Source organism: Pantoea sp. X-Soil-TKNS-1279 (assembly GCF_059730565.1).
Genome location: NZ_AP035948.1, coordinates 611,879 through 633,983, shown reverse-complemented (window position 1 = coordinate 633,983; position 22,105 = coordinate 611,879). Strand labels below are relative to the sequence as shown.

General features: G+C 54.1%; 19 protein-coding genes and 2 tRNA genes. 3 read left to right on the top strand and 18 right to left on the bottom strand.

Annotated features, from left to right (window positions below; translation table 11 throughout):
• The first annotated feature begins 1 nt into the window (after position 1).
• Both AC6I8N_RS02850 and AC6I8N_RS02845 read left to right on the top strand, forming a co-directional pair.
• Complete coding sequence (locus AC6I8N_RS02850; RefSeq protein WP_497829986.1) at positions 2-889, top strand: U32 family peptidase; 888 nt, start codon at positions 2-4, stop codon at positions 887-889.
• A 117-nt stretch (positions 890-1,006) separates the two neighbouring features.
• Complete coding sequence (locus AC6I8N_RS02845) at positions 1,007-2,017, top strand: luciferase-like monooxygenase (RefSeq protein WP_497829985.1); 1,011 nt, start codon at positions 1,007-1,009, stop codon at positions 2,015-2,017.
• A gap of 3 nt (positions 2,018-2,020) precedes the next feature.
• Here the strand turns inward: AC6I8N_RS02845 and AC6I8N_RS02840 are convergent, their stop codons facing one another.
• The gene (locus tag AC6I8N_RS02840) at positions 2,021-2,935 is read right to left on the bottom strand and encodes an AraC family transcriptional regulator (RefSeq protein ID WP_021185749.1); all 915 of its coding nucleotides are present in this window, start codon (positions 2,933-2,935) and stop codon (positions 2,021-2,023) included.
• Between the two features lie 183 nt (positions 2,936-3,118).
• Between AC6I8N_RS02840 and AC6I8N_RS02835 the strand changes: the two genes are divergently transcribed.
• The gene (locus AC6I8N_RS02835; protein WP_208724705.1) at positions 3,119-3,865 is read left to right on the top strand and encodes an SDR family NAD(P)-dependent oxidoreductase; all 747 of its coding nucleotides are present in this window, start codon (positions 3,119-3,121) and stop codon (positions 3,863-3,865) included.
• Positions 3,866-3,923: 58 nt separating this feature from the next.
• Here the strand turns inward: AC6I8N_RS02835 and AC6I8N_RS02830 are convergent, their stop codons facing one another.
• From AC6I8N_RS02830 to rlmE, 17 genes are all read right to left on the bottom strand, one after another.
• A complete protein-coding gene (locus AC6I8N_RS02830) occupies positions 3,924-5,840 on the bottom strand; it encodes a DEAD/DEAH family ATP-dependent RNA helicase (protein WP_497829984.1) in 1,917 nt (638 codons plus the stop codon).
• 16 nt (positions 5,841-5,856) lie between these two features.
• Entirely contained in the window at positions 5,857-5,913 is a 57-nt protein-coding gene (gene yrbN, locus AC6I8N_RS02825; RefSeq protein ID WP_100229640.1) for a protein YrbN, read from the bottom strand.
• A gap of 105 nt (positions 5,914-6,018) precedes the next feature.
• Entirely contained in the window at positions 6,019-6,903 is an 885-nt protein-coding gene (gene nlpI, locus AC6I8N_RS02820; protein ID WP_021185746.1) for a lipoprotein NlpI, read from the bottom strand.
• 132 nt (positions 6,904-7,035) lie between these two features.
• On the bottom strand, positions 7,036-9,174 hold the full coding sequence (gene pnp, locus AC6I8N_RS02815) for a polyribonucleotide nucleotidyltransferase (RefSeq protein ID WP_021185745.1): 2,139 nt from the start codon (positions 9,172-9,174) through the stop codon (positions 7,036-7,038).
• 309 nt (positions 9,175-9,483) lie between these two features.
• Positions 9,484-9,753 (bottom strand): 30S ribosomal protein S15, encoded by a 270-nt coding sequence (gene rpsO, locus AC6I8N_RS02810; protein ID WP_013507704.1) that lies wholly within the window; start codon positions 9,751-9,753, stop codon positions 9,484-9,486.
• 123 nt (positions 9,754-9,876) lie between these two features.
• Positions 9,877-10,821, bottom strand: coding sequence for a tRNA pseudouridine(55) synthase TruB (gene truB / locus AC6I8N_RS02805; protein WP_497829983.1), 945 nt, complete (start codon positions 10,819-10,821; stop codon positions 9,877-9,879).
• A complete protein-coding gene (gene rbfA, locus AC6I8N_RS02800; RefSeq protein WP_013507702.1) occupies positions 10,821-11,228 on the bottom strand; it encodes a 30S ribosome-binding factor RbfA in 408 nt (135 codons plus the stop codon). Before rbfA ends, truB begins: the two co-directional genes overlap by 1 nt.
• A gap of 65 nt (positions 11,229-11,293) precedes the next feature.
• On the bottom strand, positions 11,294-13,987 hold the full coding sequence (gene infB / locus AC6I8N_RS02795) for a translation initiation factor IF-2 (protein ID WP_021185743.1): 2,694 nt from the start codon (positions 13,985-13,987) through the stop codon (positions 11,294-11,296).
• Positions 13,988-14,004: 17 nt separating this feature from the next.
• Positions 14,005-15,492 carry a transcription termination factor NusA gene (gene nusA / locus AC6I8N_RS02790; protein WP_021185742.1) on the bottom strand — a complete coding sequence of 496 codons (1,488 nt, stop codon included), beginning with the start codon at positions 15,490-15,492 and terminating at the stop codon, positions 14,005-14,007.
• 24 nt (positions 15,493-15,516) lie between these two features.
• Positions 15,517-15,969 carry a ribosome maturation factor RimP gene (gene rimP, locus AC6I8N_RS02785; protein WP_021185741.1) on the bottom strand — a complete coding sequence of 151 codons (453 nt, stop codon included), beginning with the start codon at positions 15,967-15,969 and terminating at the stop codon, positions 15,517-15,519.
• 212 nt (positions 15,970-16,181) lie between these two features.
• Positions 16,182-16,258: transfer RNA gene (locus tag AC6I8N_RS02780), tRNA-Met, on the bottom strand.
• Between the two features lie 59 nt (positions 16,259-16,317).
• Positions 16,318-16,404 (bottom strand) — tRNA-Leu (locus tag AC6I8N_RS02775).
• A gap of 47 nt (positions 16,405-16,451) precedes the next feature.
• Complete coding sequence (gene secG / locus AC6I8N_RS02770; RefSeq protein WP_013507698.1) at positions 16,452-16,784, bottom strand: preprotein translocase subunit SecG; 333 nt, start codon at positions 16,782-16,784, stop codon at positions 16,452-16,454.
• Between the two features lie 218 nt (positions 16,785-17,002).
• Positions 17,003-18,337, bottom strand: a complete 1,335-nt coding sequence (gene glmM, locus AC6I8N_RS02765; protein WP_021185738.1) for a phosphoglucosamine mutase — start codon at positions 18,335-18,337, stop codon at positions 17,003-17,005.
• A gap of 6 nt (positions 18,338-18,343) precedes the next feature.
• On the bottom strand, positions 18,344-19,177 hold the full coding sequence (folP, locus tag AC6I8N_RS02760) for a dihydropteroate synthase (RefSeq protein WP_208724702.1): 834 nt from the start codon (positions 19,175-19,177) through the stop codon (positions 18,344-18,346).
• Positions 19,178-19,262: 85 nt separating this feature from the next.
• On the bottom strand, positions 19,263-21,191 hold the full coding sequence (gene ftsH, locus AC6I8N_RS02755) for an ATP-dependent zinc metalloprotease FtsH (protein ID WP_036627470.1): 1,929 nt from the start codon (positions 21,189-21,191) through the stop codon (positions 19,263-19,265).
• Positions 21,192-21,365: 174 nt separating this feature from the next.
• Entirely contained in the window at positions 21,366-21,995 is a 630-nt protein-coding gene (rlmE, locus tag AC6I8N_RS02750; RefSeq protein ID WP_013507694.1) for a 23S rRNA (uridine(2552)-2'-O)-methyltransferase RlmE, read from the bottom strand.
• Positions 21,996-22,105 lie beyond the last annotated feature (110 nt).

The window sequence follows — 22,105 nt, the reverse complement described above, 5'->3', positions numbered from 1 at the left end:
CATGAAATACGCAATCGGACCGGTGCTGTGGTACTGGCCCAGCGACAAACTGGAAAATTTTTATCAACGTGCCGCGCAATCCAGCGCGGAAATCGTTTATCTGGGGGAAGCGGTATGCAGCAAACGCCGCGCTACGCCGTTCGCGCAATGGATGGAGATGGGCTGGGCGCTGGCGCAGCACGGCAAACAGGTGGTGATCAGCACGCTGGCGCTGCTGCAATCACCTTCGGAACTCAAGGAGCTGCGACGCTATGTGGAAAACGGCGAGTTTCTGATTGAAGCCAACGATATTGGCACCGTGAATATGGCGGCTGAACGCCAGTTGCCGTTTGTCGCTGGCCCGACCCTCAACGTCTACAACGCGCAAACGCTTCAGCTGCTGTTGCAGGAAGGAATGACGCGCTGGTGCATGCCGGTCGAGATGTCACGCGACTGGCTGATCCAGCTGTTGCAGCAGTGTGATGCGGCAGGCGTACGTGATCGTTTTGAGGTAGAGGTGCTGGGTTACGGCCATCTGCCGCTGGCGTTATCCGCACGCTGCTTTACCGCCCGCTCGGAAAATCGTGCCAAAGATGATTGCCAGACCTGCTGCATTGATTATCCCAATGGCCGACGCGTGCTATCCCAGGAAGGCCAGCAGGTGTTCGTGCTCAACGGTATCCAGACCATGAGCGGTTACTGCTACAACCTTGGCAATGATCTGGCCGGTATGCATAACTGGGTCGATATCGTGCGTTTATCGCCACAGGATGAAAGCACACTGGAAGATGTGGATCGTTTCCGCGCCAACGAAGCCGGTGAAGCGCCCTTGATGGTGGCGCGCGGCAGCGACAGCAACGGCTACTGGCGACGTCTGGCCGGGATGGCGCTGGATACGACAGGCCGCTGAAAGGCACGTTCCGGCTATATTCCTGCGGTTATTAGCAGTTTTAATATGGGTACTGATGCGTAATACTGGATGGCGCAGGTTTGATAAACACCTGCGCCATACTTATTTGGAGTGCCCATGTCTGAGAAAAAAACAGTTCGCCTGTCCGTGCTGGATCTGGCTCCTATTCCACAGGGTTCAACGCCCCGCGATGCGTTCCAGAATTCGCTGGCATTGGCCCGTCAGGCTGAAGCCCTTGGCTTTCATCGCTACTGGTTGGCAGAGCACCACAATATGACCGGCATTGCCAGCGCGGCAACCTCCGTATTGATTGGTTATCTGGCTGCTAGCACCGAAACCCTGCGTCTCGGCTCCGGCGGCATTATGCTGCCGAACCATTCACCGTTGGTGATCGCCGAACAATTTGGCACCCTGGAGGCGCTCTATCCGGGACGTATCGATTTAGGGCTGGGCCGTGCGCCGGGTTCCGACCAGCGTACTATGCTGGCGCTGCGTCGCCATCTGTCGAGCGCACAGGCCGACAGCTTCCCCGATGATGTCGTTGAGCTGCTGAACTGGTTTGATGCTGAGGTGGGTGAATGTCCACCGGTTCAACCGGTGCCCGGCCTGTGTTCAAAAATTCCGGTCTGGCTGCTGGGTTCCAGTCTTTACAGCGCCCAGTTGGCCGCACAGCTTGGCTTGCCATTTGCCTTTGCCTCGCATTTTGCCCCGGATCTGCTGCTCCAGGCATTGCACCTGTACCGTGAGAAGTTCCAGCCATCAGCGCGTCTGGAAAAACCTTACGCAATGGTGTGCGTCAATGTGGTGGCCGCCGATAGCGAACGTAATGCGCGCTTCTTGTTTACCTCAATGCAGCAGCAATTTATCAATCTGCGTCGCGGTAAACCGGGTCCACTCCCGGCGCCAGTGGAGAATATGGACAACTTATGGTCGCCGTCAGAGCAATACGGCGTGCAGCAAGCACTCAGCATGTCGATCGTCGGAGATAGCGACAAAGTTCGCCACGGCCTCGCGGCGCTGGTACGCGAAACTCAGGCGGATGAAATCATGGTGAATGGCCAGATTTTCGATCCGCAGGCACGCCTCCGCTCCTTCGCTATCGCGATGGAAGCCGCTCGCTCGCTGTAACGGTTATTGCGGTGGGTACGCTTCCTGGCCCACCGCCATCTGACGGATATCCCGTCCCGGAGACTGGCCATAGAATCGGCTGTATTCACGGCTGAACTGTGAAGCGCTTTGATATCCCACCCGATAACCCGCCGTTCCGGCATCCAGTTTTTCCATCAACATCAGACGCCGCGCTTCATTCAGACGCAGCTGCTTTTGATACTGCATTGGCGTCATGGCAGTGACCGATTTGAAGTGATGGTGCAGTGACGAAATGCTCATGCCTACGTTGCTTGCCAGCTGATCCATCTTTAACGGCTGATGAAAGTTTTCCCGCAACCAACGCGCAGCGCGCGCCACTTTGTTACCCGGACGTTCTGCCAGCGCCATATTCAGAATGCGCGGCCCTTCCGGCCCGGTCAGCAGACGATAAAAAATTTCCTGCTCAATTAACGGTGCCAGCGCCGCGATGTCCTGTGGCTGATCCAGCAGTTCAATCAGGCGAATGACCGCATCCACTAACGGCGGGGCCACTTTATGCACCGTAATGCCACGCTCATTGGTGGTGGCGGCGGCTACCTGATGCAACGGAAAGTGCTCCAGATAACGCATCAGACGTGCCTCATTGATAGTGATGCCCACCCCCAGATTGGGTTTCTCCTCCGTCGCCATCACCACGCAGGATTGCACAGCCATATCCAGCGTCACCAACAGCAAATCGCCCGCCCCGTAATGCATCACATCCTCTCCCATGCGCAGCGCTTTCTGTCCCTGCGCGACCAGCGCAAAGCTGGCCCAGGTGGCAACATGCGTCAGGCTGGTGGGTCTGGAACTGCGGCCAAAAGAGAGAAAATCGATAGCGCTGTGGTGACGGCCATCAGCCGGGGCGTGGCGGGCTATCATGGCAACCAGTTGCTGCCACTGTTCCTGATGAATCATGCGTTGGGCGCTCCGCGATGAGAGATCGTCAAGTCGCTATTCTAACCTGGCGTGGTTGTTACGCCTGCTCCCTGGGATGGAGATTTGCAGGATCGTGCAAAAAGCTTGCAGGATTGCGCTACCGGTAGATTGTATGGACAGCGCATTCTTATGCTTCCCCGAAACCTCAGGTGGAGAGACACAATGAAAGCACTTGAAGGCAAAATTGCGCTGGTGACGGGCGCTTCGAAAGGCATTGGTGCAGCTATTGCCATGACTTTCGCGGCGGCCGGCGCCCGGGTGGTAGTGAATTATCGTCAGGATGAAGTCGGCGCAGCTGACGTGGTGACGGATATCCGTGCTCTGGGTAGCGATGCCATCGCCGTGCAGGCTGATGTCTCGCGTGAAGCTGATGTTGCACGGCTCTTTGCTACCGCCATTGATCAATTCGGCGCACCGGACATCGTGGTGAACAACGCAGGTATTTTTCATCATGGTGATTTCACCGCGCTGAGTGTCGTTGAGATGCAGCAACAGCTGAATGTAAACCTGTTCGGCACGCTTCTGGTTTGCCAGCGAGCAGCACAGCATTTTCCGTCACGCGGCGGTTGCATCATCAACCTGAGTGCGTTGAATAGCCAGCGCAGCACGCCCGGTTCAGTGCTGTGGGCCGCCACCAAAGGCGCGATCGATACCCTGACACAGGGTCTGGCACGAGAACTTGGGCCGCGTAATATCCGCGTCAATGCCCTGGCCCCAGGCATTATCCTGACCGAAGGTTTACTGGCGGCGAAGAAGATGCACCCGGAACTGAAAGCACAGTTAATTGCAGCAACACCGCTGGGACGCTTTGGCTTACCGGAGGATGTGGCGCAGGTCGCGCTGTTCCTCGCATCGGAGGAGTCTGCCTATGTCAGCGGCGAACGGGTGCTGATTGCTGGCGGCGTGTAGGAAATAGGAAAAAAATGGGACGCCGAGGCGTCCCATTTTGTTATTCAGCGTTTATCGCTTAGATATCACGACGACGCGGTGCTGCTGCACCCGCTTCTTCGCGACGCGGGCCACGGTTACCTTCACGGCTGAAACGGCCACCTTCACGACCACCTTCACGACGTTCAGAGAAACGACGACCGCCTTCACGACCTTCACCACGCGGTGCGCCACCCTCACGGTTACCACCACGACGCTCACCACCGAAGTCACGGCCACCGCCACGACGTTCGCTGCGCTCACCGCGCTCAAACGGCTGTGCGTCGCCCAGCAACTGCATATTCATCGGTTTGTTCAGAATACGCGTGCGGGTGAAGTGTTGCAGAACTTCGCCCGGCATGCCTTTCGGCAGCTCGATAGTAGAGTGAGAAGCAAACAGCTTGATGTTACCGATGTAACGGCTGCTGATGTCACCTTCGTTAGCGATCGCGCCCACGATATGACGAACTTCAACACCATCATCACGGCCCACTTCAATGCGGTACAGCTGCATTTCGCCCACATCACGACGCTCACGACGCGGACGGTCGCCATCACGGCTGTCACGCGGACCACGAGAATCGCGAGAGTCACGACGATCATCACGATCACGGAATTCACGACGCGGCGGACGCGGTGCATCAGCAGGTACGATCAGAGGACGTTCGCCCTGAGCCATTTTCAGCAGTGCCGCAGCCAGGGTTTCGATATCCAGATCTTCTTCCGGCTGCATTTTGCTCAGCAGGGCACGGTACATTTCCAGATCGCTGCTTTCCAGCTGCTGCTGAACTTTCGCCGCGAATTTAGCCAGACGACGCTCACCCAGCAACTCAGCATTCGGCAGTTCAACTTCCGGAATGGTCAGCTTCATGGTGCGTTCGATGTTACGCAGCAGACGACGCTCGCGGTTCTCAACGAACAGCAGCGCACGACCTGCACGGCCTGCACGACCGGTACGGCCAATACGGTGAACGTAAGATTCTGCGTCCATCGGGATGTCATAGTTAACAACCAGGCTGATACGCTCAACGTCCAGACCACGGGCAGCAACGTCGGTTGCGATCAGGATGTCGAGACGACCATCTTTCAGACGCTCCAGCGTCTGCTCACGCAGTGCCTGGTTCATGTCGCCGTTCAGTGCTGCGCTGTTGTAACCACTGCGCTCCAGCGCTTCAGCCACTTCCAGCGTTGCGTTTTTGGTACGCACGAAGATGATCGCAGCATCGAAGTCTTCTGCTTCGAGGAAACGCACCAGCGCGTCAGTTTTACGGCCATAAGCGGTCCAGTAAGACTGAGAGATGTCCGGGCGGGTAGTCACGCTTGACTGGATGCGCACTTCCTGCGGATCTTTCATGAAACGCTTGGTGATACGACGAATCGCTTCCGGCATGGTGGCAGAGAACAGAGCGGTCTGATGACCTTCCGGGATCTGCGCCATGATGGTTTCAACGTCTTCAATAAAGCCCATACGCAGCATTTCGTCAGCTTCGTCCAGTACCAGACCACGCAGGTTGGACAGATCAAGCGTACCGCGTTTCAGGTGGTCAAGCAGACGACCCGGGGTGCCCACGACAATTTGCGGGCCCTGACGCAGTGCACGCAGCTGTACGTCATAACGCTGGCCGCCGTACAGGGCCAACACGTTTACGCCACGCATGTGTTTGGAGAATTCAGTTGCTGCTTCAGCAACCTGCACCGCCAGCTCACGGGTCGGTGCCAGCACCAGAATCTGCGGTGCTTTCAAATTTGGATCAATGTTATTCAACAGCGGCAGAGAGAATGCTGCAGTTTTGCCACTACCGGTCTGTGCCATACCCAGCACGTCACGGCCAGCCAGCAGGTGCGGAATGCACTCAGCCTGGATCGGTGACGGCTTGACGTATCCCATGTCGTTAAGAGCAGACAGGATGGATTCGTTCAGGCCCAGATCAGCAAAAGTGGTTTGAATATCAGTCATGTAGTACACGTGCCTCTTAGATTGCGGCGGCCAGTCTACATAACTCGTCATGAAAATTTTCAGTCATTTTCATCGAAAAGTGTGAACCGGCTCAAATTAGAAGTTTCGACGAACAGAAAAGCCCTCATCCCGGAAGATGATGACTTAACGGGTAATTCAGGCAATAAAAGTTCGTCAGCTATTGCTGGTCAGATTCTGATAAATCGTCTTGTGCCTGGCCGAGTTGCGCCAGTTCCAACAATGCGTATCGGTGTTCAACAAAGTTGTTAACGTTGTTGGCCACCGCCAGTTTGAACAACGCTTTCGCGTCGTCCTTCTCCCCCAGACTTAGGTAGTACTTACCTAAATAGAAGTTGGTTTCACTGAGATGTTCAGCGAGCGAGGTGTTATCCGTTGCGTCCGCCTTGAGACGTTCCATCAATGTTTTTTCACTGATGTCGCCCAGGTAGAACTCGACAATATTCCATCCCCATTGATCCCGGACCGCTTTGTCGTAACGCTGTTTCAGCGAAACTTTTGCTTTGTCGACATCCATCTCGCGTTCAACGAGGTAGAGCCACAGGCTGCGGAATGGATCATTAGGATCGTCTTGATAAAACGCCAGCAGATCATCTTGCGCTAACTTGTATCGACCGCCGTAATAGAGGGCGATACCACGGTTTAAATGCGCATAGTTGTAAGTTGGATCAAGCTCAAGTACAGAATCAAACGCTTCATAGGCAGCATCAAAATTGCCTGCCTGCGTTAAATATATGCCGAGATAGTTAAACACCTCAGGCATATCCGGTCTGATAGACAGCGCTTGCGAGAAATCGTTCCGCGCTAATGCTCTCAGACCTAAGCTATCATACAACACTCCACGCTCATATAATAGCTGTGCGCGTTCATCATCGGTCAGGGCGCGACTGGCAAGAATTTGTTCCATTCGCGCCAAAATCACTTCCTGCTGCAGTGTGGGCTGCAAAGGTACTGCCAGAACTTCGTTCTTACGCCAATTGGAGTTGCTGCATCCTGCCAGCGTCAAAGCTGTCGCAACAAAACACCAGCGCAAAAAAGGCTTCATTTCCCACTCCCGAATACAAACATTGGGATAACCATCCTGTCATCCGCCTGCTGTGCACAAGGATTCCCGCCCTCGCGATGATACAAACACCTCTCCCCACCAAACGGCAGGGAGAGGCTAATCAGGAAACGCTTACTCGGCGTCAGGTGCATCGGTCGCAGCGGTAGTCTCGACCGCCTGCGGTTTCTGCTCTGTCGCTTCTTTGATGCTCAGACGTACACGGCCCTGACGGTCCACTTCCAGTACTTTAACCGGAACTTCCTGGCCCATCTGCAGATAGTCGGTCACCTTCTCAACGCGCTTGTCAGCGATTTGAGAGATGTGTACCAGACCTTCTTTGCCGCCGCCAATCGCAACAAAGGCACCGAAATCAACGATACGGGTCACTTTACCACTGTAAATGCGGCCCACTTCGATTTCTGCGGTGATCTCTTCGATACGACGAATAGCTTCTTTCGCTTTCAGGCCATCGGTCGCGGCGATCTTCACGGTGCCATCATCTTCGATTTCGATGGTGGTGCCGGTTTCTTCAGTCAGCGCACGAATGACAGAACCGCCTTTACCGATGACATCTTTGATCTTGTCTGCATTGATCTTAATGGTGTAAATACGCGGTGCGAACTCAGAAATCTCCTGACGCGGCGTGCTGATTGCCTGTTCCATCACGCTCAGAATGTGCAGACGCGCACCCTTAGCCTGGTTCAAAGCAACCTGCATGATCTCGCGGGTGATCCCTTCGATTTTGATATCCATCTGCAGCGCGGTCACACCTTCACGGCTACCGGCCACTTTGAAGTCCATGTCGCCGAGGTGATCTTCGTCACCCAGGATGTCAGACAGAACCACAAATTTTTCGTCTTCTTTTACCAGGCCCATCGCGATACCGGCTACGGCAGCTTTGATCGGCACACCAGCATCCATCAGCGCCAGAGAAGCGCCACACACGGAAGCCATAGAAGAAGAACCGTTTGATTCGGTGATTTCAGATACCACACGTACGGTGTACGGGAAATCTTCCTGCTTCGGCATCACCGCCAGCACGCCGCGTTTCGCCAGACGACCGTGACCAATTTCACGACGCTTTGGTGAACCGACCATACCGGTCTCACCCACCGAGTACGGAGGGAAGTTATAGTGGAACAGGAAGCTGTCGGTACGTTCGCCCATCAGCTCGTCCAGGCTCTGCGCATCACGCGCAGTACCCAGGGTAGCAGTAACCAGCGCCTGAGTTTCACCACGGGTGAACAGTGAAGAACCGTGGGTACGCGGCAGCACGCCAGTGCGCACGTCCAGACCACGAATCATGTCTTTTTCACGGCCATCGATACGCGGTTCGCCGTTCAGAATACGGGTACGTACCACGTTCTTTTCCAGGCTGTGCACGATGTCACCGATTTCAGCGTCATCCAGCGTTTCGTCTTCAGCCAGCAGCGCTGCAATGGTTTCGTCTTTGATAACGCCAACCTGAGCGTAACGTTCCTGCTTATCAGTGATGCGGTAAGCATCGCTGATGCGTGCTTCAGCCAGTGCGGCAACGCGTGAAATCAGCGCATCGTTAGCAGGCTCTGGCTGCCAGTCCCAACGCGGTTTACCGGCTTCAGCCACCAGCGCGTTGATGTTTTCGATGACAACCTGTTGCTGGTCGTGGCCGAATACCACCGCACCCAGCATCTGATCTTCAGTCAGGATATCAGCTTCAGATTCCACCATCAGTACGGCGTTCTGTGTACCGGCAACCACCAGATCCAGACGAGATTGTTTGATTTCGTCAGCCGTCGGGTTCAGTACGTATTGATCGTTGATGTAACCAACGCGCGCAGCACCGATCGGGCCGTTGAACGGAATACCAGACAGCGACAGCGCAGCAGAAGCACCGATCATCGCAACGATATCCGGGTTAACCTGTGGGTTAACAGAAACAACGGTAGCGATAACCTGAACTTCGTTAACAAAACCTTCCGGGAACAGCGGGCGAACCGGGCGGTCAATCAGACGCGCGATCAGGGTTTCACCTTCGCTCGGACGGCCTTCACGACGGAAGAAGCTACCCGGGATACGGCCAGCAGCGTAAGTACGCTCCTGATAGTTGACGGTCAACGGGAAGAAGTCCTGACCTGGTTTAGCTTTTTTCTGGCCAACAACGGTTACGAAAACCGCGGTGTCGTCCATGCTTACCATCACAGCAGCGGTGGCCTGGCGTGCCATCATGCCAGTTTCCAGCGTGACGGTATGCTGACCATATTGGAATTTGCGTACGATCGGGTTCAGCAAAATTAAAGTCCTTAACGTCGGGGCAGACCCATCTCAGGCCCGCCGGGGATTACCGATCTTCAGCTGCATCCTCGCGACTAATGACAACCTTTAACCGCCCTTGCGGTAAAGCCTCTCATTAGCCGCGCGAACCTCTGCAAGCGAAGATCACTCTCAGCAACAATACATGAGTTTGGACCGGATTGCTGCCGATTGCTCGAAAAAAGGGGCCATAAAGGCCCCCTTTTCGCGAAACTCGCACAAATCTGATCATCAGATGCGTTTTTTTGCATACTGTCTGCGCTACACCCTTGATCAGATTCTTCAGACTTAGCGACGCAGACCCAGGTTTTCGATCAGGCTGGTGTAGCGTGCAACGTCTTTACGCTTCAGGTAGTCCAGCAGCTTACGACGCTGGGATACCATGCGCAGCAGACCGCGACGGCTGTGGTGGTCTTTTTTGTGCTCAGAGAAGTGACCCTGCAGGTGGTTAATCTGAGCAGTCAGCAGAGCAACCTGAACTTCAGTTGAACCGCTGTCGTTAGCACCACGACCGTATTTGGCAACGATCTCTGCTTTAGCTTCTACGCTTAGAGACATAATAAACTCCAGTTATTAATGAATGTATGGGTGCCGATCTCTAATTCAGCAGCCCGCTTTTAAAGCCGCGCTATTCTACTCTTCGCCCAGCGGCAACGCAAATACCCCGTTGGGCGAACCGCATTATTGCGGAAATTCTACCACCAGACGGCGTGGCGCAACACGCAGTCGCTCGTCAATCTCTGCCATACCGATAAATTTACGCGCTTCGCCTTCCGTGACTCGCACCAGGCCCGCCGCAGGTACCCCTTCGGCCTGCACCGGCTGGCCCAGCTTAAAGAAAGCGGCAACGGCATCGGGCAGATTCACTTCCGGAAAATCCGCAGCCGGGCTATCCATCGGTAACAAGAGCGGATCGAGCAGTTCAGCGGGCGCGATTTCTGCCGCTGTGGCTTGTTCCAACAACGCTTGCAACTGCTCAAGCGTGACCATTTTCTCTGCCGGATAGCGGGAAACCTGCAAACGACGCAGCATGGTCACATGGGCACCACAACCGAGTTTCTCGCCGAGGTCGTCGATGATGGTCCGAATATAGGTGCCTTTGGAGCAGTGGATTTCCAGCTCCAGCTCATCCCCTTCCCAGCGAATAAACAGCAGTTCATACACGGTGATGGGACGGGCATCACGCTCAACAGTAATCCCCTGGCGTGCATACTCATACAACGGACGCCCCTGATGCTTCAGCGCCGAAAACATGGTCGGCACCTGCTGGGTATCGCCACGAAAACTTTCCAGTGCAGCATCCAGCTCAGCCTGAGTAAAGCTGACCGGACGGGTTTCGACCACATTGCCGTCGGCATCAGAGGTATCGGTACGCTCACCCAGGCGAGCAATCACCCGGTAACGCTTATCCGAATCCAGCAGATACTGCGAAAACTTGGTGGCCTCACCGAGACAGATGGGCAGCATGCCGGTTGCCAGCGGATCCAGCGCGCCGGTGTGGCCCGCTTTGTTCGCATTAAAGATGCGTTTTACTTTTTGCAGCACGTCGTTAGAGGACGCACCCTGATGCTTATCCAGCAGCAATACACCATGCACATCGCGACCGCGACGACGAGGACGACTCATCAATCCTCCTTGTCGTCGTCCGTTGCATGATCGCCACGGCGTTCAGCATCATTTTTGACAACGTTGGTGACCAGGTTTGACATGCGCATACCTTCGATCAACGAGTTGTCATAGAAGAAGGTCAGCTCAGGCACAATGCGCAGACGCATCGCTTTACCGACTAAAGTACGGATATAACCTGAAGCCTCTTTGAGTGCCTTCAGACCGTTTTTCACCGCTTCTTCGTCTTTATCATTCAAAAAAGTGACAAACACTTTGGCATAAGCCAGATCGCGTGACACTTCAACGCCAGAAACCGTCACCATCATACCAAGGCGCGGATCTTTAATTTCGCGTTGCAGGATGATTGCGATCTCTTTCTGCAATTCCTGTGAAACGCGCTGTGGGCGGCCAAATTCTTTCGCCATTATGCTTTCTCCCAAATAATTCGGGAGGCCAGCGGCCTCCCAAATTGCAACACATCAGATGATGATCAATCGATGGTGCGTTTAACTTCAATCACTTCAAAGACTTCGATCATATCGCCGACACGAACGTCGTTGTAGTTCTTCACGCCGATACCACACTCCATGCCGTTACGCACTTCGTTGACATCGTCTTTGAAGCGACGCAGGGATTCCAGTTCGCCTTCATAGATAACAACGTTGTCGCGCAGAACACGGATCGGGTTGTGACGTTTGATGTTGCCTTCGGTAACCATACAGCCCGCGATCGCACCAAATTTCGGTGACTTGAACACATCACGAACTTCAGCCAGACCAATGATCTGCTGTTTGTATTCCGGAGCCAGCATGCCGCTCATCGCCGCTTTCACTTCGTCAATCAGGTTATAGATGACGGAGTAGTAACGCAGGTCGACGCTTTCCGCTTCAATTACGCGACGAGCCGAAGCATCAGCACGCACGTTGAAGCCGAGGATGATCGCGTTGGAAGCCGCAGCCAGCGTCGCGTCGGTTTCGGTGATACCACCTACGCCCGAACCGATAATCTTCACCTTCACTTCGTCGGTGGAGAGTTTCAGCAGGGAGTCGGAGATCGCTTCCACAGAACCCTGTACATCGGATTTCAGTACGATGTTCAGCTCGGACACTTCGCCTTCAGTCATGTTGGCGAACATGTTCTCCAGCTTAGATTTCTGCTGACGCGCCAGTTTCACTTCGCGGAATTTACCCTGACGATACAAAGCAACTTCACGCGCTTTCTTCTCGTCACGGACCACGGTGGCTTCATCACCCGCAGCCGGAACACCGGACAGACCGAGGATTTCGACCGGAATTGACGGACCAGCAGCCAACACTTCACGGCCCAGCTCGTCACGCATCGCACGCACACGGCCATATTCGAAGCCGCACAGCACGATATCGCCTTTATTCAGGGTACCTTCACGCACCAGAACGGTAGCGACCGGACCACGACCTTTGTCGAGGAACGATTCAATCACCACGCCGCTTGCCATACCTTCACGGATAGCAGTCAGTTCCAGAACTTCCGCTTGCAGCAGAATTGCGTTCAGCAGGTCATCAATGCCGGTACCGGCTTTCGCAGAAACGTTGACGAACATGTTCTCGCCGCCCCACTCTTCCGGGATGATACCGTACTGAGTCAGCTCGTTCTTAACGCGATCCGGATCGGCTTCTGGTTTGTCGATCTTGTTCACGGCAACCACAACCGGCACACCGGCCGCTTTCGCGTGCTGGATAGCTTCAATGGTTTGCGGCATCACGCCGTCATCCGCGGCCACGACCAGGATAACGATATCCGTTGCCTGTGCACCACGCGCACGCATCGCGGTAAACGCGGCGTGGCCCGGGGTATCCAGGAAGGTGATCATGCCGTTTTCGGTTTCAACGTGGTAAGCACCGATATGCTGGGTAATGCCGCCCGCTTCGCCTGAGGCGACTTTGGTTGAGCGGATGTAGTCCAGCAGTGAGGTTTTACCGTGGTCAACGTGACCCATGATAGTCACGACCGGTGCGCGGCTTTCCTGCGCAGCATCGGTATCACGATCGTCCATCACCGCTTCTTCCAGCTCATTCTCACGGCGCAGGATCACTTTGTGACCCATCTCTTCCGCAACCAGCTGGGCAGTTTCCTGATCGATAACCTGGTTAATGGTCGCCATAGCGCCCATCTTCATCATGGCTTTGATGACCAGGGAACCTTTCACGGCCATTTTGTTAGCCAATTCTGAAACGGTGATGGTTTCACCGATGATAACATCACGGTTCACTGCCTGAGCTGGCTTGTTAAAGCCTTGTTGCAGGGAGCTCGGTTTGCGATGTTTACCGCCTTTACCACCACGAACAGCGGCGCGCGCTTCTTCACGGTCAGTTTTGGCTTCAGAATGCTTGTTGCCTTTCTTGGCAGGGCGAGCAGCTTTAGTGGTGCGGCCACGGCCACGACCGCCTTCAACTTCGCGATCGTTTTCATCTTCAGCCTGGCGGGCATGGGTCGAGGTGGTGACGTGATAGTCGCCTTTATCCTCTTCTTCCGGTTTTTCCCACTCAGCAGCTTTTTCTTCTGCCAGACGGCGGGCTTCTTCAGCCGCACGTCGTGCGTTTTCTTCCAGCTTACGGCGCGCTTCTTCTTCGGCTTTACGCTTCAGTTCTGCGGCTTCGGCTTCACGACGGGCCTTATCAGAATTCGCGGCTTTGGTTAGTTCGTCGGTAGGTTGATTAGTCACTTTGTCATTTTCCGCTGCTTCACGCTTCGCCTTGTCAGCGGCTTCGCGCTTGGCTTTTTCTTCGGCTTCACGTTGCGCTTTTTGTTCAGCTTCGCGACGGGCTTGTTCTTCCGCCTCGCGACGCGCCTTCTCTTCCGCTTCACGCTGCGCCTCGGCTTCAGCTTCAGCCTGAGCCTGCGCTTCGGCTTCTGCATCACCCTTCACATAGGTGCGCTTTTTGCGGACTTCGATTTGCACCGACTTACTTTTACCCCCGGTGCCAGGAATATTCAAGGTGCTGCGAGTTTTACGTTGCAGCGTCAGTTTACCTGAACCGGCCTGACCATGTTCACGATTCAGGTGGGACAATAAGGTTTCTTTCTCTTGCTGGGTCACCGCGTCGTTCTCAGACTTACGGATCCCCGCATCAGCAAATTGCTGTACCAGGCGATCTACCGGAGTCTGAATTTCGGCGGCCAGCGATTTTACGGTTACATCTGTCATGCTGTTCCTTCCTGTAATTATGCGTCATCGCCGAACCAGCAGATATTACGCGCGGCCATGATCAGCGCGCCGGCTTTCTCATCATCCAGCCCTTCGATATCTGTCAGATCGTCGACACCTTGCTCGGCAAGATCTTCCAGCGTGCAAACGCCAATCGCTGCCAGACGGTAAGCCATCGCACGATCCAGACCCTCGAGATTCAGCAGATCCTCAGCAGGCTCCTGATTGCCACGGCTCTCTTCTTTCGCCAGTGCCAGGGTAGTTAACGCATTTTTTGCTCGTTCACGCAGGGCTTCTACCGTGTCTTCATCGAGGCCGTCAATTTCCAGCAGCTCGTTGATCGGTACATATGCCAGCTCTTCAAGAGAAGAGAAGCCCTCTTCCACCAGAATGGTGGCAAACTCTTCGTCGATGTCGAGATGTTTGGTGAACATATCGATGGCCGCGTGTGCTTCAGCCTGATGCTTCGCCTGCAGGTCATCGACGGTCATTACGTTCAGTTCCCAACCGCTCAGCTGGGAAGCCAGACGTACGTTTTGGCCGTTACGGCCGATCGCCTGAGCCAGATTGCCAGCTTCAACAGCGATATCCATGGTGTGATTGTCTTCATCCACCACAATTGACGCTACATCAGCCGGAGCCATAGCGTTGATGACGAACTGTGCCGGGTTATCGTCCCACAGCACGATATCGATACGCTCGCCACCCAGTTCGCTGGAGACAGCCTGCACGCGAGCGCCACGCATACCTACGCAGGCACCCACCGGATCGATACGTTTGTCATTGGTTTTCACCGCGATTTTGGCGCGAGAACCGGGATCACGCGCTGCCGCTTTGATCTCAATAACTTCTTCGCCAATTTCCGGTACTTCGATGCGGAACAGTTCGATCAGCATTTCCGGCTTCGAACGGGTCACGAACAGCTGCGCACCACGCGCTTCCGGACGCACGGCATACAGCACACCGCGAATACGGTCGCCAGGGCGGAAGTTTTCACGCGGCAGCATATCTTCACGCACGATGACCGCTTCAGCATTGCTGCCGAGATCCAGCGTGATGTTGTCGCGGTTCACTTTCTTCACCACGCCAGTGATGATGTCGCCTTCCTGCTCGCGGAACTGATCCACCACCATCGCGCGTTCAGCTTCGCGCACTTTCTGCACGATAACCTGCTTCGCCGTCTGGGTGGTGATACGGTCAAACGTGACCGATTCAATCTGATCTTCAACAAAATCGCCCAGATTGAATGCTTCATCTTCGAAGCGGGCTGCTTCCAGCGTGATCTCGCGAGTCGGCTGCGTCACTTCATCAACAATCAGCCAGCGACGGAAAGTATCGAAATCGCCACTTCGGCGGTCAATGCTGACACGCACGTCGATTTCCTGCTCATACTTCTTTTTGGTCGCAGTGGCCAAAGCGCTCTCCAGCGCTTCGAAGATTTTCTCACGCGGCAGGGCTTTTTCGTTAGAAACGGCTTCTACTACAGCTAAGATCTCTTTGTTCATCCTGGTTAGCCTCAATCCGGACTTTTAAAAGTGGGGGACCAGGTTCGCTTTCTGAATGTTGCTCAGCGCGAACACTTCATCCTTACCCTCAACGGTTACCGTGATCATCTCGCCTTCGACAGACTTAATGATGCCCTGCCATTTACGGCGGTTCTGCACGGCCATACGCAGTACCAGACTTACCTCTTCACCGGCGAAACGCGCGTAGTGTTCAGCAGTAAAAAGAGGACGGTCAAGACCCGGTGAGGAAACTTCAAGGTTGTAAGCCACGGTGATGGGATCTTCCACATCCATCACAGCGCTGACCTGGTGGCTGACATCGGCGCAATCATCAACATTGATACCCTCTTCACTATCAATATAGATGCGCAAGGTTGATGTGCGACCACGAATAAATTCGATACCGACCAATTCGTAGCCAAGCGCTTCTACCGGAGCAGAGATCAACTCTGTCAATTTTTGCTCTAATGTGGACAAGCCCACCCCCAAGACATAAAAAAAGGGCCTAATAGCCCAGTGTTGCGATTTCCTGATAACAAAAAACCCCGAAAAATCGGGGCTTTTTGTGACTGGACCCTGTATGCCGCGATGCGGCTCGGAGCACAATCCAGAAGAATTTTTTTCAAAACTCACTGCGAATGCGTCCGTCGATGCATACAGTATATTTGAAAAAGAACTCTAAGGGAAAGTGGTTGCGGGGGCCGGATTTGAACCGACGACCTTCGGGTTATGAGCCCGACGAGCTACCAGGCTGCTCCACCCCGCGTCCGAAAACGTGGCGAATGTTACGCCGAACATGCAAAAATTGCAAGTCATACTGAGATTTGGTACCGAGGACGGGACTTGAACCCGTAAGCCCAATCGGGCACTACCACCTCAAGGTAGCGTGTCTACCAATTCCACCACCTCGGCACTTCACTGACGGCGACGATAATATGTCGCACTGCAAGCTGACGATCTTACTGCGGGATATCGTTACCCGGGGTTGCCGGTTTGGCTGGCTGAGTCTGTTCAGATTTAGCCGGCGCAGTCAGATTTTCCCACTCGCTTCCTTTGGAAGTTTTATTCGTGTTCAGGTTACCCAGAATCAGGCTGATGATGAAGAACAGCGTCGCCAGCACTGCGGTCATGCGAGTCATAAAGTTACCAGACCCGGTAGAACCGAACAGCGTCGCAGAAGCGCCTGCACCAAATGATGCTCCCATATCAGCGCCTTTACCTTGTTGCAGCATGATCAGACCAACAAGGCCCAGTGCCACAATAAGGAAAACAACTAAAAGAGCTTCGTACATAATCAACCTGTTTCCTTGCGCGTAAACCGCACAGTTAAAGCTTCAACCAGTATCGATGGGGAGTCTCGTCATCACCCATCAGAAGCGGGTGTGAATACTAACCAAAGGCACATTGCTCTGCAAGCGCAATTTTCACGAACCTCATCAATTGCGGAAAAAAGCGCCATCATGGTGATTTTACAGGCGGAAAGAGAAAAATCTTACCGCCTGAAAGGCACTTAAACCGCCTTCACCGCATCGGCAATTTTGTGCGCCAGCGCGGTCACCTGCGCTTCATCTTCACCTTCCACCATCACCCGAATCAGTGGCTCAGTGCCAGATTTACGTAACAGCACGCGACCACGACCCGCCAGCGTTTTTTCCACTTCTGCGCTGGCCGCTTTGACGGCATCACTTTGTAAAGGATCGTTGTTGCCGCTGAAGCGAACATTGACCAACACTTGGGGCAACATCTTCATGCCGCTACACAGGTCATGCAGGCTCATATGGTTTTGCACCATTGCAGTAAGTACTTGCAAACTTGCAACGATGCCGTCGCCAGTGGTGGTTTTGTCCAGCAGGATGACATGGCCGGAGTTCTCCGCCCCCAGACGCCAGCCCTTCTCCTGCATTTTCTCCAGCACGTAGCGGTCGCCAACTTTGGCACGCACAAACGGGATACCAAGCTGCTTCAGCGCCAGTTCAAGGCCCATGTTGCTCATCAGCGTCCCCACTACGCCACCGCGCAGTTGGCCCTGACGTAAACCTTCTCGCGCAATGATGTAGAGGATCTGGTCACCATCAACCTTCGCGCCTAAATGGTCAACCATCATGATGCGATCGCCGTCGCCATCGTAAGCCAGGCCGATATCGGCCTTCTCTTCCAGCACACGTTGCTGCAACATCTTCAGATCGGTTGCGCCGCAATTTTTATTGATGTTCATACCATCCGGTTGAGTCGCGATGGCAATCACCGTAGCCCCCAGTTCACGCAACACGTTTGGCGCAATGTGATAGGTCGCCCCGTTCGCGCAATCCACCACGATTTTTAAGCCATTCAAGCTCAGTTCACTGGGGAAGGTGCCTTTGCAAAACTCGATGTAGCGCCCGGCAGCATCGACAATGCGGCTGGCACGTCCCAGCTCAGCAGACTCAACACAAGTGATCGGTTTTTCCATCTCCAGTTCGATCGCTTCTTCCACTTCATCTGGCAATTTGGTGCCTTCAGCAGAGAAAAATTTGATGCCGTTATCGTCGAAGGGGTTATGTGAAGCAGAAATCACAATGCCAGCTTCGGCGCGGAAAGTGCGTGTCAGATAAGCAATCGCCGGCGTCGGCATCGGACCGGTAAACGCCGCAGACAGACCCGCCGCTGCCAGCCCGGCTTCCAGAGCCGATTCCAGCATGTAGCCCGAAATACGCGTATCTTTGCCAATCAACACTTTCTTAGAACCGTGACGGGCCAGCACTTTTCCTGCCGCCCAACCCAGCTTCAGAACGAAATCCGGGGTAATTGGCGCTTCACCCACTTTGCCGCGAATCCCATCCGTACCGAAATATTTACGATCACTCATGCCTTTTTATCCTTTTGCTCTGCGTGTCGCTTCAACCACACGCATCGCTTCAACAGTTTCTTTCACGTCATGCACGCGAATAATGTGCGCGCCTTGCATGGCGGCAATGACCGCACACGTCAGGCTGCCGGTCAGGCGCTGGGCCGGGCCGACATTCAGCAACTGACCAATCATTGATTTACGCGACATCCCCACCAATAACGGCAAACCGAAATGATGAAAATGGCTCAGTTCAGCCAGTAGCTCATAGTTGTGGCTGAGATTCTTACCGAAACCAAAGCCGGGGTCGAGTAGCAGATTCTCTTTTTTAATACCGGCGTCGACACAACGCGTAATCTGTTCTGTGAAGTAAGCGTCCACTTCACTGACGATGTTTTGATACTGCGGTGCTTGCTGCATGGTGCGCGGCTCACCTTGCATATGCATCAGGCACACCGGCAATCCGGTATCAGCCGCAGCCTGCAACGCACCGGGTTCAGATAATGAGCGAATGTCATTAATGATGTGAGCACCCACTCGCGCAGATTCACGGATCACTTCAGCCTTTGAAGTATCGACAGAAATCCATACCTCAAAACGCTGGGCGATGGCTTCCACCACCGGGATAACCCGCTCCAGTTCCTCCTCAACGCTCACCTCATCGGCTCCCGGACGGGTCGATTCACCACCAACATCAATAATGGTTGCCCCGGCATTGACCATCTCATTGGTGTGCGTCAGCGCATCCACCAATGAATTGTGCTTACCGCCATCGGAGAAGGAGTCCGGCGTGACATTCAAAATGCCCATCACATGGGGAAACGAGAGATCGAGATGGGTATCACGGGCGTACAACTTCATGGCGAGAGCCTCCTTGAGGAATTACGGAACTACGGGATGTAAAAAACCCCGGACCGGCCGGGGTTTTTGTCGAGGTTTGCGCCTCTTATTTGTCGAGCTGTTCTGACATGGTGTTGCCTGGGTTCGGCGTACGCGGTTCATCAACCGGACGTGGCGCCTTCGGCGTACCGTTGTTGTCAGAAGAGTTGCTGCCTGGATCTTCCCAGCCAGCAGGTGGACGCACTTCACGGCGTGCCATCAGGTCATCAATCTGCGGTGCATCAATGGTTTCATACTTCATCAACGCGTCTTTCATCGCGTGAAGAATATCCATGTTTTCACCCAGGATACGGCGTGCACGTTGGTAGTTGCTGTCGATCAGGTGTTTAACTTCCTGGTCGATAATACGCGCCGTTTCATCAGACATATGCTTGGCTTTCGCCACAGAACGTCCGAGGAACACTTCTCCCTCTTCCTCTGCATACAGCAGTGGACCGAGTTTTTCTGAGAAGCCCCATTGGGTCACCATGTTACGCGCCAGATTAGTGGCAACTTTGATGTCGTTTGATGCACCCGTCGATACGTGTTCCACACCGTAGATAATCTCTTCAGCCAGACGGCCGCCGTACAACGTAGAGATCTGGCTTTCCAGTTTTTGACGACTGGCGCTGATCGCATCGCCTTCCGGCAGGAAGAAGGTCACACCCAGTGCACGACCGCGCGGAATAATCGTCACTTTATGTACCGGATCGTGTTCCGGCACCAGGCGACCAATAATCGCGTGCCCCGCTTCGTGATAGGCAGTCGATTCTTTCTGCGCTTCCGTCATCACCATAGAGCGACGTTCCGCACCCATCATGATTTTGTCTTTCGCTTTCTCGAATTCAACCATCGATACCACGCGCTTATTGGAGCGGGCAGCAAACAATGCAGCTTCGTTGACCAGGTTCGCCAGGTCAGCACCGGAGAAGCCCGGCGTACCACGCGCGATGATGGCAGCATCAATATCGGTTGCCAGCGGCACGCGACGCATATGCACTTTCAGAATCTGCTCACGGCCACGCACGTCTGGCAGACCGACCACCACCTGACGGTCGAAACGGCCAGGACGCAGCAGCGCCGGGTCCAGCACGTCAGGACGGTTAGTAGCCGCGATAACGATAATACCTTCGTTGCCTTCAAAGCCGTCCATTTCAACCAGCATCTGGTTCAGCGTTTGTTCACGTTCATCGTGACCACCGCCTAAACCTGCGCCACGCTGGCGACCCACTGCATCGATCTCATCGATAAAGATGATGCAAGGTGCGGCTTTTTTCGCCTGCTCGAACATGTCACGCACACGAGATGCCCCGACACCCACGAACATTTCAACGAAGTCAGAACCGGAAATGGTAAAGAAAGGCACTTTAGCTTCACCGGCAATCGCTTTCGCCAGCAGCGTTTTACCCGTACCCGGCGGACCAACCATCAGTACGCCTTTCGGGATTTTACCGCCCAGTTTCTGGAAGCGACTCGGTTCACGCAGATATTCGACCAGCTCACCCACTTCCTCTTTGGCCTCATCACAACCGGCCACATCCGCAAAAGTGGTTTTGATCTGATCTTCGGTCAGCATGCGGGCCTTGCTCTTGCCGAAGGACATCGCGCCCTTCCCGCCGCCACCTTGCATCTGACGCATAAAGAAGATCCACACGCCAATCAGCAGCAGCATCGGGAACCAGGAGATGAAGATCGAAGCCAGCAGGCTCGGCTCTTCCGGCGGTTCGCCAACTACTTTGACGTTTTTGGTCAACAGGTTATCGAGTAACTTGGGATCGTTGACAGGAATATAGGTCGTGTATTTATTACTGTCTTTTTTGGTAACGTTAATCTCACGCCCGTTAATACGTGCCTCGCGGACCTGATCCTGGTTCACTTCCGACAGGAAGGTTGAATAATCAACCCTACGGCCATTCGACTCGCTGGGCCCAAAGCTCTGGAATACTGACATCAGCACAACCGCGATGACTAGCCAGAGAATCAGGTTTTTCGCCATGTCACTCAAGGGATTAACCTCATATTACAACGGTGTTAACAGACAGCGTAGGGTACTATATATCCTTCATACCTGGAATCGCGGCGCTGATGATTTTGCTTGTTTACCCTGAAAGTCAGAATACTCATCGGTGTAAACGCATTGGTCGCCTTGCTTTGATTCCTGTCAATCAGGTTATAGTTTGCGCCCTGTCGCCACAATGTACACTTCGCGCGAACGTGAACGCGAAGCATCCGGCTTACGAATTTTCACTTTCGTAAACAGGGAGCGAATTTCCCGCAGGTATTCATCGAAGCCATCTCCCTGAAACACTTTCACTACAAAACTGCCGCCTGGTGCCAGGATATCCCGACACATTTCCAACGCTAACTCTACCAAATACATGGAACGTGGAATATCAACCGCCGGTGTACCACTCATGTTCGGAGCCATGTCCGACATGACAACCTGCACTTTTTCGTCACCAACACGTTCCAGAAGCGTCTTCAGCACGGCTTCGTCACGAAAATCGCCTTGCAGAAAATCGACCCCAACAATCGGGTCCATGGGCAGCAGGTCACACGCAATAATACGGCCAGAAGAGCCAATCAGTTGTACCACATATTGCGACCAGCCACCGGGTGCAGCTCCCAGATCTACCACTGTCATACCGGGTTTGAAAAGCTTGTCACCCTGCTGTATTTCCTCAAGTTTAAACCAGGCGCGCGAACGCAACCCTTTTTTCTGTGCCTGTTGCACATATTTATCGCTAAAGTGTTCCTGAAGCCAGCGACTGGAACTGGCCGAACGCTTTTTACCCGTCATAATTTTTCCAGTTAAATCGTCATCGTAGCGATAAATCAGCACGCATCGGTTGCGTTGATTTGGCGATATACCCGAGATGGCGGTAGAATGAACCGTTTTCAATCCCTAAG

Excerpts from the sequence above, each read along its gene's own strand:
- AC6I8N_RS02850 (WP_497829986.1), top strand. The coding sequence starts at position 2 with ATGAAATACGCAATCGGACCGGTGCTGTGGTACTGGCCCAGCGACAAA.
- AC6I8N_RS02845 (WP_497829985.1), top strand. The coding sequence starts at position 1,007 with ATGTCTGAGAAAAAAACAGTTCGCCTGTCCGTGCTGGATCTGGCTCCT.
- AC6I8N_RS02840 (WP_021185749.1), bottom strand. The coding sequence starts at position 2,935 with ATGATTCATCAGGAACAGTGGCAGCAACTGGTTGCCATGATAGCCCGC.
- AC6I8N_RS02835 (WP_208724705.1), top strand. The coding sequence starts at position 3,119 with ATGAAAGCACTTGAAGGCAAAATTGCGCTGGTGACGGGCGCTTCGAAA.
- AC6I8N_RS02830 (WP_497829984.1), bottom strand. The coding sequence starts at position 5,840 with ATGACTGATATTCAAACCACTTTTGCTGATCTGGGCCTGAACGAATCC.
- nlpI (WP_021185746.1), bottom strand. The coding sequence starts at position 6,903 with ATGAAGCCTTTTTTGCGCTGGTGTTTTGTTGCGACAGCTTTGACGCTG.
- rpsO (WP_013507704.1), bottom strand. The coding sequence starts at position 9,753 with ATGTCTCTAAGCGTAGAAGCTAAAGCAGAGATCGTTGCCAAATACGGT.
- truB (WP_497829983.1), bottom strand. The coding sequence starts at position 10,821 with ATGAGTCGTCCTCGTCGTCGCGGTCGCGATGTGCATGGTGTATTGCTG.
- rbfA (WP_013507702.1), bottom strand. The coding sequence starts at position 11,228 with ATGGCGAAAGAATTTGGCCGCCCACAGCGCGTTTCACAGGAATTGCAG.
- infB (WP_021185743.1), bottom strand. The coding sequence starts at position 13,987 with ATGACAGATGTAACCGTAAAATCGCTGGCCGCCGAAATTCAGACTCCG.
- nusA (WP_021185742.1), bottom strand. The coding sequence starts at position 15,492 with ATGAACAAAGAGATCTTAGCTGTAGTAGAAGCCGTTTCTAACGAAAAA.
- secG (WP_013507698.1), bottom strand. The coding sequence starts at position 16,784 with ATGTACGAAGCTCTTTTAGTTGTTTTCCTTATTGTGGCACTGGGCCTT.
- glmM (WP_021185738.1), bottom strand. The coding sequence starts at position 18,337 with ATGAGTGATCGTAAATATTTCGGTACGGATGGGATTCGCGGCAAAGTG.
- folP (WP_208724702.1), bottom strand. The coding sequence starts at position 19,177 with ATGAAGTTGTACGCCCGTGATACCCATCTCGATCTCTCGTTTCCCCAT.
- ftsH (WP_036627470.1), bottom strand. The coding sequence starts at position 21,191 with ATGGCGAAAAACCTGATTCTCTGGCTAGTCATCGCGGTTGTGCTGATG.
- rlmE (WP_013507694.1), bottom strand. The coding sequence starts at position 21,995 with ATGACGGGTAAAAAGCGTTCGGCCAGTTCCAGTCGCTGGCTTCAGGAA.